We start from the raw sequence: 16,563 nt of genomic DNA on the forward strand, positions 1-16,563 counted from the left end.
ATTTACTCCTAAGCTAATGCAATCATAGCGTCGCCGGTAGTTACAGCATCGCCTTCACCAACCAACACTTCGGCAATAGTTCCGGTATGCATTGCGCGTATTTCAGTTTCCATTTTCATGGCTTCCATAATAATCACTACATCACCTTCATTAACAACTTGCCCAGCTTTTACTTTAATTTTAAAAATATTACCTGCTAACGGTGCATTAAGTGTTTCACCTGATGCAACTGAAGCAGACTGAGGAATGTGCTCAGAGTCTTTTAATGTTACTTCTTTTAGCTCACCACCTTGCGCCACTACTACGTCGTAAACTTTACCATCTACTTTTACGCTGTATTGCTCAGCTTTAACGCTGTTATTATTTGATCCTGATTTTGGTGCTGCCTTATTGCTCTTATCTTCAACGGTAGGAATAGGCTCAAATGCATCAGGGTTATTACGATTTTTAATAAATTTCAAACCAACCTGCGGAAATAATGCATAAGTTAGTACGTCATCAATTTGCTCATCAGCAAGTGTTAAACCTTGCTCTTGTGCTTCTTTTAATAATTCAGCTTCAAGCGTTGCAAGCTCTGGTGCAATGTTATCTGCAGGGCGACAAGTAATAACCTCTGCTCCATCAAGCACACGCTCTTGTAGCTCTTTATTCATTGGTGCTGGTGTTAAGCCATATTCACCTTTTAATACGCCAGCAGTTTCTTTAGTAATTGTTTTATAACGCTCACCGGTTAGCACGTTAAGTACTGCTTGAGTGCCTACAATTTGCGACGTGGGTGTTACTAAAGGTAAAAAACCAAGATCTTCACGTACCCGTGGGATCTCAAGCAAAACTTCATTAAGCTTATCTGCCGCGCCTTGCTCTTTAAGTTGGTTTTCCATGTTTGTAAGCATGCCACCAGGTACTTGAGCGAGTAAAATACGACCATCAACCCCTTTTAAGCTACCTTCAAATGCCGCATATTTTTTACGTACATCTCTAAAGTAAGCAGCAATTTCTTCTAGATGATTTAAATCAAGGTCAGTATCGCGCTCAGTTCCTTCAACTATCGATACAATAGTTTCAGTTGCTGTGTGTCCGTAAGTCATACTCATAGATGAAATAGCGGTATCAAGCATATCAATGCCTGCATCAATCGCTTTTTGATAAGTCGCAGTACTTAAACCAGTTGTAGCGTGGCACTGCATAGCAATAGGAACCGACACGGTTTCCTTAAGTGCTTTAATTAGTTTTTCAGCATCGTACGGCTTTAATAAACCCGCCATATCTTTAATACAAATTGAGTGACAGCCTAAATCTTCTAATTGCTTAGCAAGAGTCAGCCACATATCAAGCGTATGAACAGGACTTACCGTGTACGAAATAGTACCTTGAGCATGTGCGCCTACTTTTATAGCCGCTTTAATCGCTGTTTCTAGGTTACGTACATCGTTCATTGCATCGAAAATACGAAATACGTCAACGCCATTTTTATGTGCGCGTTCTACAAACTTTTCAACTACATCATCAGCGTAATGGCGGTAGCCTAATAGGTTTTGACCGCGTAATAGCATTTGCTGTTTAGTATTAGGCATCGCTTTTTTAAGCGCGCGAATACGCTCCCAAGGATCTTCGCCTAAATAACGAATACACGAATCAAATGTAGCACCGCCCCACGATTCAATAGACCAATAACCTGCATCATCTAGCTTGCTAGCAATAGGTAGCATATCGTCTAGGCGCATACGTGTTGCGAGCAATGATTGGTGCGCATCGCGTAATACCAATTCTGTTAATTTTAATTTAGCCATGTGTGTGCCCCTTATTTATTATTTGATTTGTACTGAGCAATGGCAGCACTAATAGCAGCGATGTGCTCATTAGGCACACCTTGAGATTTAAAAGACGGTGATTTAGCTGGTGATGCCTCTGGTTCGCTATAGCGCGTCACCAAATTAGACATAAGCGTTACTGCACCAATTAATATCGACAGAAATACAAACACCCCAACCATACCAGTTAGCATTAAGCTACCAGCCGTTGTGAGTAGAGCACCTATATCCATTTTTCTCCCCCTTGAAACCCATATCGAAAATAAAAAATCGATTTAATTAAATATTTATTCACTGGATAATAACAAAACTAGTCGCTTTGTCTACATCTTGTAAATTGGTAAAACCAATTAAACTATAAACAACATAACACTCAACAAATTTACATGCCATAACCCAGCAATCATGCGCCCTACAATACATACAGAAAATAACGACTATAGCTAATAGTTATATGGAAGTTGTTAATTAACTATTCAACTTAATAAAAATAACCGCCAAATTTTATAATAAGTACAAAAACACACACCAATTGTTAATTGGTCTTACCAAAAAGATTATTTTTAGTGAATATTTACCGGTAACTTGTAACAGTGTGAATAACTTACATAACAAAGCGTAAAAATTACTAACTAACTAATAACTAAAAACACAGTTAAAAATCATAACCACTTGATATAAAACAAAAATAAACTTTGGCATATAACTGGCATTAGTTATTGTGAGCAAATTTGATAACCAAGGAGAAAACAATGTTACGCTGGACAATTACATTTTTAGTTATTGCTTTAATCGCTGCAGTGTTAGGTTTTGGTGGCATCGCAGGTGCCGCAGCTGGTATAGCAAAAATTATATTTTTTATATTTTTAGTACTTTTAGTGATCTCATTAGTTTCAGGTGCACTACGTGGTAAATCACCCAGGTAGATAAAGCATTCAACTAACAAACACTAAAATTTAATTAACACTTACAAGGAATTACATTATGAATTCAACAACTGTAAAAGCAGCACTAATCGGTCTATTCGCAAGTTTCTTTATCATGGGTTGTGAAGACAATCATGCAGAAGACGCAGGCGAACGTATTGACGAAGCAGTAACTGACGTGCAAAACAAAGTAGAAGATGCATGTGAAAATGTTAAAGAAGGCGTAAACGCTGAAGAAACTAACTGTTAATTCTTCTTGTATCGCTAAAAAACGGCCTTAGGGCCGTTTTTTTGTGTCTGTAATAAAATCACTGACTATAAAGCTGCTCATTTAGCGGCTAGCTTGTTAAAATAAAAAAAACGATATTTAAAGCAAGGCAATATGGCATTTACAACAACCTACACACTAGATAAACCTTACTTTTACGAGTGCTTTGACGAGTCACTCCCCTACAGTAAGCGCGCCAAACCTAAGTACTTTTTACTTGTACTCCTCGTTGCGCTTGGTTTATTTGGCATTTATGTTTTAAACGATCATTACTTAGGATCGTTTATGATCATGCTAGGTGTACTAGAGTGCGTCGCTTTTTACTATCGCAGACCTTGGTGGGTAACCAGACAAATGCTCAGCAGAGCGTCAGGCTCTGAGGTAACACTTACCTTTGATGAAGAAGGCATTAAGTCGGCTAATCATTACAAAAGTTTTGAGCTAACTTGGCAAAACATAAGCGAAGTAATAGATACTCAGCAAGGTATTATTATTAAAAATAAAAGCGGAATGCAGTACATTTCAAAACAAATACTAACCCCTGAAATACTCGCTTTTATAAACAAAAAAGCCACTCAGTGAGTGGCTTTTAGTCTAGTTGAGCTAATTACTCAACTACGTATACGTGTTGATTAAGCATTGCCCGGATTAGGGTTCGACTTTTCAGCTTGTATGCGCATGTAAATCTCTTCACGATGCACTGATACGTCTTTTGGTGCATTAACACCGATTCGAACTTGATTTCCTTTAACACCTAGAACAGTAACTGTTACTTCGTCACCAATCATTAGGGTTTCACCTACTCTACGAGTTAGTATTAGCATTCTCTTGCTCCCATGTTCCAATAAAAATTATAAGATTCCGCTTAAACATACTAATGAAAATTAGACTGAAAAGTAAGTAAAAACTCTCAATCTATCCATTTTCTGTTAAAAATGCTTTGTGTAATGCACGAACTGCCAACTCTAGGTACTTTTCATCTATTAAAACTGAAATTTTAATCTCAGAAGTCGAGACTAAAACTACATTAATATTTTCCTGCGCTAATGCATCAAAAAATAAACTTGCTACACCAGAATGCGATTTCATACCCATTCCAACAGCAGAAACTTTAGCTACTGTTGGTAATCCGCTTATATTTTGAGCACTGAGTTGAGCTTGATCTTCGCTCAATAATTCAAGTGCTTGCAGATAATCATTCGAGTGCACAGTAAAAGCATAGTCTATTTTTTCAAAGATATGATTAACTTGATTAATCATATCTATTTCGATGCCATTATCAGCAAAAAGTTTCAATATTTTTGAAAGATATTGCGTACCGCTTGGCACACCATCTACTTTAATTAAACATTCGTCACGATTAAACGCAATCCCCGATACCACCTTGCTTGGCATATCGTTCTCCTCAAAACTTATTAATGTGCCTTCATCAGGATTAAAACTAGAAAGCACCCTAAGTGGCACATTGTGTCTACCTGCAGCTTCTACCGAGCGAATATGCAAAACTTTTGCGCCTAAACTTGCCAGTTCTAGCATTTCGGCAAAAGTAACTTGGCTCATTCTGCGCGCGTTAGGTTCAACACGAGGATCTGTAGTATATACGCCATCAACGTCTGTATAGATCTGGCATTCGTCGGCTTTTATAGCCGCTGCTATTTCTACAGCCGATGTATCGGTGCCGCCGCGTCCAAGCGTTGTAATATTGCCCTCAACGTCACGCCCCTGAAAGCCAGCAATAATAGCAATGCGGTTATGCTCAAGCTCATGCTTTAAACGTGTAGCGGCAACGTCTTCAATACGGGCTTTACCAAACATATTGTCGGTTTGAATATTGACTTGATCGGCTAATAAGCTCACCGCTGAGTGGCCACGTTTGATAATAGCCATAGCAAGCAGTGATACAGAAACCTGCTCTCCGGTGCTAATAAGTACATCTAGTTCACGGCTACTCGGGCGAGTATCAATTTGTTTGGCGAGATTAATTAAGCGGTTGGTTTCTCCCGACATAGCCGAAAGCACCACAACCACTTGATGTCCTTGCTGTCTGGTTTTAACAACAAGGTCGGCGACCGCTTCAATTCGCTCTATTGAGCCGACCGAAGTGCCACCGAATTTTTGAACAATAAGTGCCACTTAGGCTTAAGTACGCTCAGTTAACCAAGCTGTAACGCTATCTAGTGCAGCAGCAAGGTTTTGTGGTTCACTACCACCGGCTTGTGCCATATCTGGACGACCGCCACCTTTACCACCTACTTGGCCTGCCATGTGGTTAACTAACTCACCGGCTTTTACTTTGCCTGTTAAGTCTTTAGTTACACCGGCAATTAGGCTTACTTTGTCGCCACTGGCAACACCCAGTGCAATAACACCTGAGCCAATCTTGTTTTTAAGGTCATCAACCATACCGCGAAGCGCTTTAGATTCAGTCCCTTCAACGTTAGCTACAAGTAACTTAACGCCGTTAATTTCTACTACTGAGTCAAGTAAAGACGCGCCCGCTGCACTTGCTAGCTTATCGCTAAGCTGTGCAATTTGCTTTTCAAGACCTTTAGATTTTTCAAGCAACGCAGTTACTTTTTCAAGTACCGATGCGCTATCGCCTTTAACTAAAGCTGCAACATCGCTAAGTTGTTGCTCTTGCTCGCTAACGTACGCTACAGCATCTGCACCGGTTACGGCTTCAATTCGGCGAACACCTGCGGCAATACCACTTTCAGATACAATTTTGAATAAACCAATATCGCCAGCGCGCTCAACGTGCGTACCACCACAAAGCTCAATAGAGTAGTCGCCAATAGTAACTACACGTACTTCGTCATCGTACTTTTCGCCAAATAACGCCATAGCACCTTTCGCTTTAGCATCATCAATAGCCATAAGCTCAGTATTGAGTGCAAAGTTACGACGAATTTCGTCATTAACTACACGCTCAATTTCACGTAGCTCATCTTTAGTAACGGCTTCAAAATGCGAAAAGTCAAAACGTAAACGATCTGGCTGAACAAGTGAGCCTTTTTGGCCTACATGCTCGCCTAATAGTTGGCGTAGTGCTTCGTGTAAAATATGCGTAGCGGTATGGTTTTTCTTAATGCTGTCGCGGCGCGTATCATCAATAGTTGCGTCAACTTTGTCATTAACACCAATACGGCCTTGTACAGTACCGTGGTGAGCAAAAGCATTACCAAGCTTAGTGGTATTAGTAACATTAAATTCGCCACCAGCAACTGTAATAGTACCCGTGTCACCCGTTTGACCGCCTGATTCAGCGTAAAACGGTGTGCGGTCTAGTACTACAATACCTTGTTGACCATCTTCTAATAACTGAACAGCTTCGCCACCGGCAAAAATTTCAATAACGGTCGCGCTGTAATGTGTACTGTCGTAACCTTTAAAATCAGTGTGTTTATCTGATTTTAATTGGTCATTGTAATCTGCACCAAATTTACCTGCTTGCTGCGCTGTTTTACGTTGTACAGCCATACACTCTTCAAAGCCTTGATGATCAATTGTCATCTGGCGCTCACGCGCAACATCGGCTGTTAAATCAGCAGGGAAACCATACGTATCGTAAAGTTTAAATACTAAGTCGCCCGGTATAATATCGCCTTTAAGGTCGCTTAAGCTTTCTTCTAAAATAGCTAAGCCACGCTCAAGTGTTTTACCAAACTGTTCTTCTTCAATGCGTAATACTTTTTCAATAATTTCTTGTTGCTTAGCAAGCTCAGGGTACGCTTGACCCATTTGCTCAATTAGCGCAGCAACTAATTTATAGAAAAACGAACCTTGTGCACCTAACTTGTTACCGTGGCGCACAGCACGACGAATAATACGGCGCAGTACATAACCACGGCCTTCGTTAGATGGCATAACACCGTCTGAGATTAAAAACGCACACGAACGAATATGATCCGCCACTACGCGTAGTGATTTATCGTCCATGTCTTGTGCATTAGTAACACTTGCAGCAGCGGCAATTAAGCCTTGGAATAAATCGATTTCGTAGTTTGAATGCACGCCCTGCAAAATAGCAGAAATACGCTCAAGGCCCATTCCCGTATCAACAGATTGCTTAGGTAGAGGCAACATTGTGCCGTCGCTTTGACGGTTGTACTGCATGAATACAAGGTTCCAAATTTCGATGAAACGGTCGCCGTCTTCCTCTGGAGAGCCCGGAGGTCCGCCCCAAATGTGTTCGCCATGATCATAAAATATTTCAGAACACGGACCACACGGACCGGTATCCCCCATAGACCAAAAGTTGTCTGAGGTAGCAATACGAATAATACGATCCTCAGATAAGCCAATGTCTTTTGACCAGTATTCAAACGCTTCTTCGTCATCGTGGTAAATAGTTACTAAAAGCTTTTCTTTTGGTAGTTTTACTTCTTCAGTTAAAAACTCCCATGCAAACTTAATAGCTTCTTGCTTAAAGTAATCACCAAAGCTGAAGTTACCTAACATTTCAAAAAATGTATGGTGGCGAGCAGTGTAGCCCACATTTTCTAAATCGTTATGCTTACCGCCAGCACGTACACAGCGCTGCGAGCTAGTCGCACGTGTATAAGGGCGGCTTTCTGCGCCTAAAAATACATCTTTAAATTGCACCATGCCGGCATTGTTAAATAACAACGTGGCATCGTTACCCGGAATAAGCGAGCTTGAAGGTACAACTTGGTGTTGTTTGCTGGCAAAAAAGTCTAAAAACTGTTGCCTAATTTGTGCGGTAGTCATGTGCTGCATTTGAAAGTCTCACCTGTATTTACTGTGCTTGCATTGCAAAATTAATTTCATCGTAGCTAAAACCCCGATACATTAAGTAGCGCACGCGCTTAGCTTTGTCTTTGTAATCGAGATCTGGCGGTGTATTTGAATATTTTTTATTGTACGCATCCTGCGCAAGCTCAAACCAATCTACTTCAAGCTCCTCTACTACTAATTCAAGTAGCGAACGATCAATCCCTTTGCCCATAGCTTCGCTTTGTATTCGCTTAAGCCCGTGGCATTTAAATATGTGTTTTCTTACAAAGCCTTCACAGTATCGCTGCTCGTTAATAAAATTATGCTTTTCGCACCAATCAAGCAAGTTTTCAATAAACTCTTCTGTAGCTTCTTTTTGCTGTAGCTTAAGCGTTAACTCACGACGCGAATATTCTTGGCGCCCTAGTAACCAAAGTACATAATTTTTTAGCTTTTGCTTTAATTTATCATCCATTAAGCGTCAAAACGCCCGCTTTCTTCACTGCTAAGAGGCTTAACATTAATGTCGTCACTTGGTGGTACAACAGGCATAAAAATGGCTTGATAAGATACAAAAAAGCTAATGTAGCAAATTGGCATTAAAATCAACAGTGGTAAGAACGATAAGAACATCGAAAGCGCCATAAATAATGCGCAAATAAGGCCAAAAACGCCAAGTGGCAAAATGTTATGATAAAACACCATTAACGATTTTTTAAGCGCCGTTAAAATACTTTGTTCATTATTGAAATATACCAAAGGCCCTGCGTAAGCAAATGAAGCTAAGTAAACGAATAGAGCAATCAAAAATAAAATCATATTAATTACCGGAATACTACTCAAAATGCTTTGAAATAATTGAGTGATTTGGGGCATAGTTATATTGGGATCACTTAATATAGCAGCTGTATTAGGATCATTGATAACAGCCTCAGCCTGAAGAAATAACACTTTAGCTAAAAACTCCAACACAAGTGCAATACTCATTTGAATTAATGCTAAGCGAAATAAACCTATCCGATTCCCTGTACTTGAAAATACTTTGAAAATATCAAAGAGGATAATTTTTCCACCTTGCTGTTTTGTTAATACCGCTCGATAAAACCCGATTGTTAAAAATGAAATTGGCAATAAAGCAAGTACTTGCAATTTTTGAGGTAGTACTATTGCAAAAAATAAGTTAGATATACCTATAAATAAAAACATCGCGATAAAGGTTGCTGGCTGGGTTTTAAAAATAAGCCATCCGGCTTTTAACCACTTTAGCCCTGCATCGGCTTTAAAAATTCGTAATTGTGTAGACATACTTGCTCTTAATTTAAAACGAAACACGCCAAGTATAACTTGGCGTGAGGGGGTATTAATAGACGAAACGTAATTAAATACTTAAGGTTTTTTAATTTTCTTAATATCTAACATGTGCGCGCCATGCTTAATTTTAGTTTCTAGGTACGACTTGTTACCCGCAACACCCGCTTTAATATGCGCATGCGTGCCAACAACCGAGTCAACATTAATACCGGCATCTTTTAATGCGTTAAGCTTTTTAGGATTATTGGTCATTAATTTAACGTGGCTTAAATTAAGCGCATTAAGCATTAACACCGCATCCGAAAAATCACGTAAATCATCAGCAAAGCCTAAATGATTATTAGCTTCGTAGGTGTTCATACCCTGCGATTGCAATACGTAAGCATCAATTTTGTTGTATAAACCAATGCCACGGCCTTCTTGGCGTAAATACAATAAAATACCGCCTTGCTCGTGCATCATTTCAATACATTCATTTAGCTGCTCGCCGCAATCACAACGCGATGAGTAAAATACATCGCCTGTTAAACACTCTGAATGCATACGAATAAGCGGTACATCTTGCTCTGTATCAGCGTTGTTAAACACCATAGCAATATGTTCTTTACCATCTTTTAAATCAGTAAATGAGATTATTTCTGCAGGGATATCACTATTTCTGCCAACATTAAGCTGGACTCTTGCTCTTACTTGCGCCACGACAAATCCAAATATTTAAATAACTACGACACGACAATAAAGTGATAATATCACAAAATAGGATAAATACACCGTAGTACAAGACTGTTTATGGCAATTATATGGCGACGACAGGCGTTATTTTCAATGATTGTTAAGCAATTAATAACCCGAATATTACAACTTCGCTTGTTTACTTTAATTTACCTAAAATAATGACAGACCTTGATAGTTTTGGTAATTTTATGGGCTAATAAATAATAGGGATTATTATGAAGCACCAACAGCTCGCCATATCAATAGGATTAAGCTTATTAGCCTTTGCTAACTACACTTTCGCAAACCAAGTAAATAGCATTCAAGTTGTATCTGCAAACGCCGAAGAAACTGACTCAGCATTCGTTGCAGCCAAAGAACAAGCTGAAAAAGAAGCACAACTTGCTTATCAAAAAGGGCTCGCTCTATATGGAGAAAATAGCAATGAAACGGCAAAGCTTGCTATTAACTACGCTAAAGCCATCAACAGTTATGTTGCAAAGAACCTTGTGGCTATAGGGTATGGTAATGAAGAGAAACGGTTTGATTTGTATTCACAGGCCCACCGTATTTTAGTTAAAAACTATGGCGAAAACTCAATAGAGACTATGGATACGCTACTAGCCAAAGCCACTCATACGAATAAATCAGATACCGCAGTCAAAAACTTTAAGCAACTCATTAAAATCGCTGAATTACAAAATGACCCTGGCCTTGTCGCTAATATGCAATTTGAAGCTGCAGAAACATTACTTTATGGGTTTAGCCATAGCGAATATTCTTTAGCGAAAAAATACGCTCAAGATGCAGATAAATATTACCAAGCCCAGCTACCTGATAATGCAGTAGAGCGTATAAAGTCTGACCTTTTAATGGTTTCATTTGAGAGTGGCCGTAAAGATTACGACAAAGCAACTAAAAGGCTAAACCGTATAGTTGGCTTATTTGATAAATATAAAAATTTAGATCAAAGCTTTGAGCTTAATGCGCATGTTGGCTTAGTTCAGCTATATGAAAAACAAGATGAAAGCGATAAAGCGACTAAACACGCCTTAGCCTTTGCTAAAAATACGCACTGGAAAAATACCTCAGAGCAAAATCCACTCTACATAACCGAGCCTATATACCCTCGCGGTGAAACTAAAAGTCATGTAATAGTTATATTAGAGATTACTGTTGATACCCATGGCTTTGTGAAAAATCCTAAGGTTATTAGTTCTGAAGGTTCTAAAGCGTTTGAAAAATCAGCGATAGCCGCTGTTAAACAATGGCGTTACGCTCCAAAGTTTAAAAATGGAAAACCTGTAAATGCAACAACTCAAGCTGAACTGTATTTTGAACGCCTTTAAGTAGTTTTACCATTCAGTCAAAAATTATATTAATAAGAAACTGTTGTAATTACGTCAACCTAGTTTCAATTTAAAAGTTAATAGGGATTATTATGAAACGTCAGCAACTCGCTTTATTTATAGGCTTAAGTTTATCTGCTCTAAGCGCAACAACTTTAAGTACTACAGCACTCGCCAGCCAAGCAAGCGATCCTCAAACGGTATTTAGCCAAGCATACCAAAGCTATTTAGCAGCAGTTAAAGCAGACAAAAACGTACAACAAACTGCCAAACTTGCTTACACATCAGGTAAAGCCGTTTACGGTAAAAGCGACGACAATACTGCCAACTTAGCTATTAATTACGCTAAAGCAATAAAAGGCTACGGCGATGAGCTAAACGAACAGCGTTTTGCACTTTATAACGAAGCCCATACTATTTTAGCTGCAAATCACGGTAAACTATCAATAGAAACAATTGATGCACTACTCGGCCAAGCTAACTACACAACATCAGCTTACAAAGCAGCTAACTTTTTAGAACAAGTAATTGAAATAGCTAAAACACAAAATAAGCCTAAGTTTGTAGCCGACATGAAACTAGAAGCGGCAACGCTGCTTGCTAAAAAGTTTAGCTCTAAAAAATATCGCGTAGCTAAAAACTACCTAGAAGAAGCCGACGAATACTACCGTGAAAATATTCCGAGTAGCTCGGTAGAACAAATTAAAGCCAATTTTTTAATAGCCGCATTTGCCGAAGGTAGCAAAAAATATAACCGAGCAATTGAGCGCTTAAATAATATAGTTACTGCATTTGACGATAACTTAAGCTTTGATCACAGTGCTGAGCTAACTGCTCATTCAAAGCTTGTAGGTCTGTACGAAAAACAAGGTAAAAGCGAAGAAGCAACTAAACATTGCCTAGCTATCGCTCAAATGGTGCCATGGAAAGAATCACAAGAGCAAACACCTCTCTATCGTGTTAATCCTAAATACCCAGCGCATAAAGCCCGGTTTAGTACCGATGGTAGCGTTGTTATGGAGTTTGAGGTAGACGCAGCTGGCTTTGTAAAAAACCTAAAAGTGCTTAGTTCTGAAGGTGGCAACGCATTTGAAAAGTCAGCCCAAGCAGCTGTTGAGCAATGGCGTTACGCACCAAAGTTCGAAAATGGCAAACCCGTTAGCGCTACTTCTCAGGTACAACTCGACTTTAAAATTAACCGCCACTAAAAGCGGCTCATTAAAAAAGGCGCTTTATGCGCCTTTTTTAAAACTAACTAATACAAAACTCATGTAGTTAAAATTCATAACTTACGCTAATACCGCCATCGGCTCTTTTTTCATTGCTATCGCTTGCTTTACCGTAGCCCACATCTAGCTCTAATCTAAAACCAGCGTGGTTCAATCCATTAAAGTTGTAGCTGTACGTAAGCCCTATGCCGTTTGTTGTTTCTTCATCAAAAATACCGCCAATTACACAACCTAGCGTATTAGCAAAGTCAGTTGCTACATCATTTGTTGAACTTTCACACTCTTGGTCTGTATCTCTTGCGCCAATTGCACCTACAAGCGCGCCAAAAGCATGTTTTTTATTATCACTTACCGCTTGTTCAAAACCTGCTGAAAAACCATCATCAAGGCCTATTTTGTAGTTTGCATACCAGCGTTGTGTGTCGTCGTTAGCCGACAAAGACACTTCAGGAATAACTAAATAAGGATAGCCACCCCCAATCGAAAAACTAACATTGTTAGCAAAAGTAGAACAAGAAGCGATAGATAAAGTGAGTAGTAATATTTTTATTTTCATAAAGTTCCCTTTGAGTAAGCATAAAATGTACTTACTTTAGGGACACTGTGCAATACGACAAAAAGCTCGTTAAATTTAGCTTTAGTAATAAAATAGGGATTAAATTTTAGCGAGTATTTTATCGCTAGCCGCTTCAATTAAATCGAGCACATTTTCAAAGCCATCATCGCCGCCGTAATAAGGATCAGGAATAGCGCTTTGGGTTTGCTCGCCATATTCTAAAAATAGCGCCAGCTTGTAGCGTAAATGCTCAGGGCACTGGGCTTTTAAATCAGCTAAGTTTTGCGTATCGGCCGCTAAAATCAAATCAAACTCAGTAAAGTCGCTACTGCGTACTTTACGTGAACAAATACCTTTAAAGCTATAACCACGTTTTTCGCCTGCTGCCATTGAGCGGCTATCAGGCGTTTTACCTTCGTGGTAACCAATAGTCCCTGCCGAATCAACTTTAACGTTAACGCCTAGTTTTTTAGCACGGGCTTTTAATACCGCTTCTGCGGTTGGCGAGCGGCAAATATTACCTAAACACACTATGAGTATTTTTTTCATTAAGGCTCCTCTAACTAATTTAAAAACCTAAACTTTAAAACTGTTTTAAAATACTTGCGTCGTAATCTTCAACGTTAAGCGTTACGTTATGTTGCGCTGCAACAGATTCAAGCTCAGCTTGTTTAATGGCTAAATCGTCCATGGTGATTAGATTATCGTCTAGCTGCCACAATAACCGAGAGCCTGCGTAACTATAATGAATCGCTAATAACGCATCGGCATTACCCTCGCGCCCTGCTGCTTTTAACTTAGCCATTTTGCGGGTTATTTTATTAAGTGCTTTTTTAAGCTCCCACACATAAACAACTTCTGTCATAAAACTATGTGTACGGTATTTATTAAGTAACCACGCAAGCCCAACGCTAGTAATAGCAACACCTATTAAGTTCCAATGAAAATGGCTACCACTTTCATCAGGAAATAAAGCAATTAGCGTTTGCGATATAGCCAAGCTGCCTACAGCTAAACCAATACCACACCCTGCAATAACACGGTTTAAATGTTTACGGTAACGCGCTTTATTTATTTCAATGAGTTGCATAACAGCCTAAAAATGTAAGTTTTAATATTTGCGAATGGCTATTGTAACTAAACCCCACATTTTTTATAAAATTATTTCACCCCTTTTTGATTTGCCACCCGTTATAGCTTTGAAAACACCCTAATTGTTGTGATCAATAAAATTTGGAGCGGCTTATGCACACACTTGAAGTACCTAACAACCCAGTATTTATTAAAACATCAACCGCCGTTATTGGCGGTGCAGTAATGACCTTTGCAGCTTTTGCGTTTATGCAATATTTAATAAGTGGCGAGCAACGCGCACCGGTTAAACCTGGGGACGATATTATAGTAGAGATTTTTCAAGCGCCTGAGGATTCAAAGCTAAGGCATATACAAAAAATACAGCCGCCACCGCCAATGCCTAAAGTGCCGCCAAAAGCTCCACCGCTTGATACATCAGCCGATCCTGTGCTTGCAATTAGCGACTTTACGCCAGTGATGATTGACGATTTTGGTGGCGACATAAATAACACCATTAATCGCCCAACAGGGGATGCAACACCCATAGTGCGCATAAACCCTAAATACCCAACCACAGCCGCGCGCGATGGCATTGAAGGTTGGGTACAACTAAGCTTTAGTATTTCGCCAACAGGGGAAGTAATCGACCCAGTAGTTATTAACGCCGAGCCAAAACGCACCTTTGACCGCGAAGCAATAAGAGCTATTAAACGCTGGAAATATCGCCCCAAAGTAATTGAAGGTGTGGCACAATTACAAACAGGTCAAACCGTACAACTCGACTTCAAATTACAACAATAAAAGCGATGAGCCTATGCTACTAAGTATTAAGTCATGGTTATTTGAAACGCCAAGCAAGGACTGCATGGCAAGTTACGCAAAAAGTGGCGACAATCGTTACTTAGAGCAGCTTATTGCCCTCTACAGTAACGACTTATACCACTACCTTATTACGCAATCTAATACGCATTTAGCATACGACGTAAGCCAACAAACATGGCTAAAAGTAATCGAAAAACGCCACCTTTACCAAGCACAAACCACACCCAAAGCGTGGTTATTTAAACTTGCCCGCAACACACTCATTGACGAATACCGCAAGCAACAGCACTTTGTAGAGCTTGACGAAAGCACGCACTTACCAGCACAAAATCATAAAAGCGAAAGCGACTTAAATAGCAGTGACTTAACTAGTGGTGACTCGCATATAGGCAGCTCAAACATAAGTTATGACGCATTCGACGCCGCCCTAAAACAACTTAGCTTTGTACAGCGCGAAGCCATAACATTACAACAAGAAGGCTTTTCGCTCACCGACATAGAACTTATAACGCATAGCAATGCTGAAACCATTAAAACAAGGCTGCGCTACGCCAAACAAAACCTTAAACGTTTATTAGGAGCAAGCAATGAACAAGCCTGATGAGCCGTTCGATCAAAAGCTCACACAACACTACAAAGAGCGAAAAGCACGCACTACACTCAGCGCTACCCAGCAAAAAGCGCTACTCAAAAAAGCCACACATATAAAGCCTAAAAAGCCCACAAGGCTTAGTTTTACGCTACAACTAACCAGCCTTGCCTGTGCGCTTGGTGTGTTCTCCTTTATTGTGTTTGATAATAACGACATAATAAATACTGCACCTAAAACCGTACTTAACAGCGTATTTAAAACTATAGACATTCACGACTATTCAATTATTAAAACACACGAAATAAACCAAGCAGGCAGCTACGCAAGCTCTATTAAAGAGCAAAAGCACGCGCTCGACAGTCAATTAGCTAACGATTTACGTCGCCACCAACAACGCATTGTAGAATACGGCACACTCGTGAAGGTCGACAACGACTGGTACATAGCCAGCTGTAATGACGAGGTGCTAGTGCAAATTAAGCATTCGCTGTTAAGTGATTTAAAGGGTAAGCATGCGGTAGAAAGTGGTCTAAATACGGGTGATATGCTCGCTATGGCGCATAACGGTAAGGGGCAAATTATAGCGCTTAAACATGCGGGAGTTGGGGTTAGGCAATGTGGGGCTTAGTTATATCTAACTTAACCTAATATTTAGCTAAGATTAAAATAATTGCACGGAGTAATCAAAATGGAATTAAATTACATCATAGAAATAAGTAAAGTAATCGCTGTACTGTTTACTGGATGCTCATTTCTTTTTGGTATTTATATTTATATAGTTAACTCAAGAAAAGAGAGAATCAAATCAACCTTAGAGTATTGGGGGAAGTTTCATCAAGAAGTTATCCCGTATCTTATTAAGTTTAATAATAAATACCCAGGTAAGCTCCATGCTAATGAGGTTAGGGAAGTCGTAAATTTATCCGATATTAAAGAAACCCTTCACCATATTCTGAATAAATATGAGCAGCTAGCTACAGGAGTGGATTTGAAGGCATATGAGATAAAAGCGTTAAACTCACTATCAGGTCAGGAAATAATTAATAGTTACCATAGGTACGAGGCATATATTTTCTATCGTCGAACTCACAAAGAGAACCCTGAAATATGGTTACAGTATGAGGAATTAGTAAAACTACTAATTAAATTAAGAAGATAGGATGGGGCTTTAGAG

At 39.5% G+C, this 16,563-nt stretch carries 20 protein-coding genes; 9 read left to right on the forward strand and 11 right to left on the reverse strand.

All coding sequences use genetic code 11. The features are described from left to right. Window positions 1-8 precede the first annotated feature (8 nt). Window positions 9-1,790, reverse strand: coding sequence for a sodium-extruding oxaloacetate decarboxylase subunit alpha (oadA, locus tag I6F45_RS04515; protein ID WP_165722092.1), 1,782 nt, complete (start codon window positions 1,788-1,790; stop codon window positions 9-11). Window positions 1,791-1,801: 11 nt separating this feature from the next. Then, window positions 1,802-2,044, reverse strand: coding sequence for an OadG family protein (locus I6F45_RS04520; RefSeq protein WP_007583814.1), 243 nt, complete (start codon window positions 2,042-2,044; stop codon window positions 1,802-1,804). 519 nt (window positions 2,045-2,563) lie between these two features. On the opposite strand from I6F45_RS04520, the gene I6F45_RS04525 reads away from it, so the two are divergent. The 3 genes from I6F45_RS04525 (at window position 2,564) to I6F45_RS04535 (ending at window position 3,587) form a co-directional block, all read left to right on the forward strand. Then, complete coding sequence (locus I6F45_RS04525) at window positions 2,564-2,737, forward strand: DUF1328 domain-containing protein (RefSeq protein ID WP_002961939.1); 174 nt, start codon at window positions 2,564-2,566, stop codon at window positions 2,735-2,737. A 58-nt stretch (window positions 2,738-2,795) separates the two neighbouring features. Continuing rightward, the gene (locus I6F45_RS04530; protein WP_007378921.1) at window positions 2,796-2,987 is read left to right on the forward strand and encodes a hypothetical protein; all 192 of its coding nucleotides are present in this window, start codon (window positions 2,796-2,798) and stop codon (window positions 2,985-2,987) included. A 132-nt stretch (window positions 2,988-3,119) separates the two neighbouring features. Beyond that, a complete protein-coding gene (locus I6F45_RS04535; RefSeq protein WP_165727244.1) occupies window positions 3,120-3,587 on the forward strand; it encodes a YcxB family protein in 468 nt (155 codons plus the stop codon). A 50-nt stretch (window positions 3,588-3,637) separates the two neighbouring features. Here the strand turns inward: I6F45_RS04535 and csrA are convergent, their stop codons facing one another. From csrA to I6F45_RS04565, 6 genes are all read right to left on the reverse strand, one after another. Continuing rightward, on the reverse strand, window positions 3,638-3,829 hold the full coding sequence (gene csrA / locus I6F45_RS04540; RefSeq protein WP_004587515.1) for a carbon storage regulator CsrA: 192 nt from the start codon (window positions 3,827-3,829) through the stop codon (window positions 3,638-3,640). A gap of 91 nt (window positions 3,830-3,920) precedes the next feature. Beyond that, window positions 3,921-5,138 carry an aspartate kinase gene (locus tag I6F45_RS04545; protein ID WP_197159776.1) on the reverse strand — a complete coding sequence of 406 codons (1,218 nt, stop codon included), beginning with the start codon at window positions 5,136-5,138 and terminating at the stop codon, window positions 3,921-3,923. A gap of 6 nt (window positions 5,139-5,144) precedes the next feature. Further along, window positions 5,145-7,745 (reverse strand): alanine--tRNA ligase, encoded by a 2,601-nt coding sequence (alaS, locus tag I6F45_RS04550; RefSeq protein WP_197159778.1) that lies wholly within the window; start codon window positions 7,743-7,745, stop codon window positions 5,145-5,147. A 19-nt stretch (window positions 7,746-7,764) separates the two neighbouring features. Beyond that, the gene (locus tag I6F45_RS04555) at window positions 7,765-8,217 is read right to left on the reverse strand and encodes a regulatory protein RecX (RefSeq protein WP_197159779.1); all 453 of its coding nucleotides are present in this window, start codon (window positions 8,215-8,217) and stop codon (window positions 7,765-7,767) included. Further along, window positions 8,217-9,047: a hypothetical protein gene (locus tag I6F45_RS04560; protein ID WP_165741084.1), complete on the reverse strand. Its 831-nt coding sequence runs from the start codon at window positions 9,045-9,047 to the stop codon at window positions 8,217-8,219. Before I6F45_RS04560 ends, I6F45_RS04555 begins: the two co-directional genes overlap by 1 nt. 81 nt (window positions 9,048-9,128) lie before the next feature. Continuing rightward, window positions 9,129-9,752: a GTP cyclohydrolase II gene (locus tag I6F45_RS04565; protein ID WP_007583803.1), complete on the reverse strand. Its 624-nt coding sequence runs from the start codon at window positions 9,750-9,752 to the stop codon at window positions 9,129-9,131. A 251-nt stretch (window positions 9,753-10,003) separates the two neighbouring features. Between I6F45_RS04565 and I6F45_RS04570 the strand changes: the two genes are divergently transcribed. Both I6F45_RS04570 and I6F45_RS04575 read left to right on the forward strand, forming a co-directional pair. Continuing rightward, window positions 10,004-11,116 carry an energy transducer TonB gene (locus I6F45_RS04570; protein ID WP_165727240.1) on the forward strand — a complete coding sequence of 371 codons (1,113 nt, stop codon included), beginning with the start codon at window positions 10,004-10,006 and terminating at the stop codon, window positions 11,114-11,116. A 92-nt stretch (window positions 11,117-11,208) separates the two neighbouring features. Next, window positions 11,209-12,324 carry an energy transducer TonB gene (locus I6F45_RS04575; RefSeq protein WP_165727239.1) on the forward strand — a complete coding sequence of 372 codons (1,116 nt, stop codon included), beginning with the start codon at window positions 11,209-11,211 and terminating at the stop codon, window positions 12,322-12,324. A gap of 67 nt (window positions 12,325-12,391) precedes the next feature. On the opposite strand, the gene I6F45_RS04580 is transcribed toward I6F45_RS04575, so the two are convergent. The 3 genes from I6F45_RS04580 to I6F45_RS04590 form a co-directional block, all read right to left on the reverse strand. Then, on the reverse strand, window positions 12,392-12,901 hold the full coding sequence (locus tag I6F45_RS04580) for a hypothetical protein (RefSeq protein ID WP_197159781.1): 510 nt from the start codon (window positions 12,899-12,901) through the stop codon (window positions 12,392-12,394). A 99-nt stretch (window positions 12,902-13,000) separates the two neighbouring features. Beyond that, window positions 13,001-13,450: a low molecular weight protein-tyrosine-phosphatase gene (locus tag I6F45_RS04585; protein WP_165727237.1), complete on the reverse strand. Its 450-nt coding sequence runs from the start codon at window positions 13,448-13,450 to the stop codon at window positions 13,001-13,003. 34 nt (window positions 13,451-13,484) lie between these two features. Continuing rightward, a complete protein-coding gene (locus I6F45_RS04590; RefSeq protein WP_165727236.1) occupies window positions 13,485-13,991 on the reverse strand; it encodes a DUF3087 domain-containing protein in 507 nt (168 codons plus the stop codon). A gap of 155 nt (window positions 13,992-14,146) precedes the next feature. Here I6F45_RS04590 and I6F45_RS04595 point away from each other — a divergent pair, with 155 nt between their 5' ends. The 4 genes from I6F45_RS04595 to I6F45_RS04610 are packed head-to-tail and all read left to right on the forward strand — an operon-like array spanning window position 14,147 to window position 16,548. Continuing rightward, entirely contained in the window at window positions 14,147-14,776 is a 630-nt protein-coding gene (locus tag I6F45_RS04595; RefSeq protein WP_165727235.1) for an energy transducer TonB, read from the forward strand. Window positions 14,777-14,789: 13 nt separating this feature from the next. Then, window positions 14,790-15,398 (forward strand): sigma-70 family RNA polymerase sigma factor, encoded by a 609-nt coding sequence (locus I6F45_RS04600; RefSeq protein WP_165727234.1) that lies wholly within the window; start codon window positions 14,790-14,792, stop codon window positions 15,396-15,398. After that, on the forward strand, window positions 15,385-16,017 hold the full coding sequence (locus tag I6F45_RS04605; RefSeq protein ID WP_197159783.1) for a hypothetical protein: 633 nt from the start codon (window positions 15,385-15,387) through the stop codon (window positions 16,015-16,017). Before I6F45_RS04600 ends, I6F45_RS04605 begins: the two co-directional genes overlap by 14 nt. Before the next feature lie 60 nt (window positions 16,018-16,077). Then, window positions 16,078-16,548, forward strand: a complete 471-nt coding sequence (locus I6F45_RS04610; protein ID WP_197159785.1) for a DUF4760 domain-containing protein — start codon at window positions 16,078-16,080, stop codon at window positions 16,546-16,548. Window positions 16,549-16,563 lie beyond the last annotated feature (15 nt).

Source organism: Pseudoalteromonas sp. SWYJZ19, assembly GCF_015864375.1.
GTDB lineage: Bacteria > Pseudomonadota > Gammaproteobacteria > Enterobacterales > Alteromonadaceae > Pseudoalteromonas > Pseudoalteromonas arctica.

Excerpts from the sequence above, each read along its gene's own strand:
- oadA (WP_165722092.1), bottom strand. The coding sequence starts at position 1,790 with ATGGCTAAATTAAAATTAACAGAATTGGTATTACGCGATGCGCACCAA.
- I6F45_RS04520 (WP_007583814.1), bottom strand. The coding sequence starts at position 2,044 with ATGGATATAGGTGCTCTACTCACAACGGCTGGTAGCTTAATGCTAACT.
- I6F45_RS04525 (WP_002961939.1), top strand. The coding sequence starts at position 2,564 with ATGTTACGCTGGACAATTACATTTTTAGTTATTGCTTTAATCGCTGCA.
- I6F45_RS04530 (WP_007378921.1), top strand. The coding sequence starts at position 2,796 with ATGAATTCAACAACTGTAAAAGCAGCACTAATCGGTCTATTCGCAAGT.
- I6F45_RS04535 (WP_165727244.1), top strand. The coding sequence starts at position 3,120 with ATGGCATTTACAACAACCTACACACTAGATAAACCTTACTTTTACGAG.
- csrA (WP_004587515.1), bottom strand. The coding sequence starts at position 3,829 with ATGCTAATACTAACTCGTAGAGTAGGTGAAACCCTAATGATTGGTGAC.
- alaS (WP_197159778.1), bottom strand. The coding sequence starts at position 7,745 with ATGCAGCACATGACTACCGCACAAATTAGGCAACAGTTTTTAGACTTT.
- I6F45_RS04555 (WP_197159779.1), bottom strand. The coding sequence starts at position 8,217 with ATGGATGATAAATTAAAGCAAAAGCTAAAAAATTATGTACTTTGGTTA.
- I6F45_RS04560 (WP_165741084.1), bottom strand. The coding sequence starts at position 9,047 with ATGTCTACACAATTACGAATTTTTAAAGCCGATGCAGGGCTAAAGTGG.
- I6F45_RS04570 (WP_165727240.1), top strand. The coding sequence starts at position 10,004 with ATGAAGCACCAACAGCTCGCCATATCAATAGGATTAAGCTTATTAGCC.
- I6F45_RS04575 (WP_165727239.1), top strand. The coding sequence starts at position 11,209 with ATGAAACGTCAGCAACTCGCTTTATTTATAGGCTTAAGTTTATCTGCT.
- I6F45_RS04580 (WP_197159781.1), bottom strand. The coding sequence starts at position 12,901 with ATGAAAATAAAAATATTACTACTCACTTTATCTATCGCTTCTTGTTCT.
- I6F45_RS04585 (WP_165727237.1), bottom strand. The coding sequence starts at position 13,450 with ATGAAAAAAATACTCATAGTGTGTTTAGGTAATATTTGCCGCTCGCCA.
- I6F45_RS04590 (WP_165727236.1), bottom strand. The coding sequence starts at position 13,991 with ATGCAACTCATTGAAATAAATAAAGCGCGTTACCGTAAACATTTAAAC.
- I6F45_RS04595 (WP_165727235.1), top strand. The coding sequence starts at position 14,147 with ATGCACACACTTGAAGTACCTAACAACCCAGTATTTATTAAAACATCA.
- I6F45_RS04600 (WP_165727234.1), top strand. The coding sequence starts at position 14,790 with ATGCTACTAAGTATTAAGTCATGGTTATTTGAAACGCCAAGCAAGGAC.
- I6F45_RS04605 (WP_197159783.1), top strand. The coding sequence starts at position 15,385 with ATGAACAAGCCTGATGAGCCGTTCGATCAAAAGCTCACACAACACTAC.
- I6F45_RS04610 (WP_197159785.1), top strand. The coding sequence starts at position 16,078 with ATGGAATTAAATTACATCATAGAAATAAGTAAAGTAATCGCTGTACTG.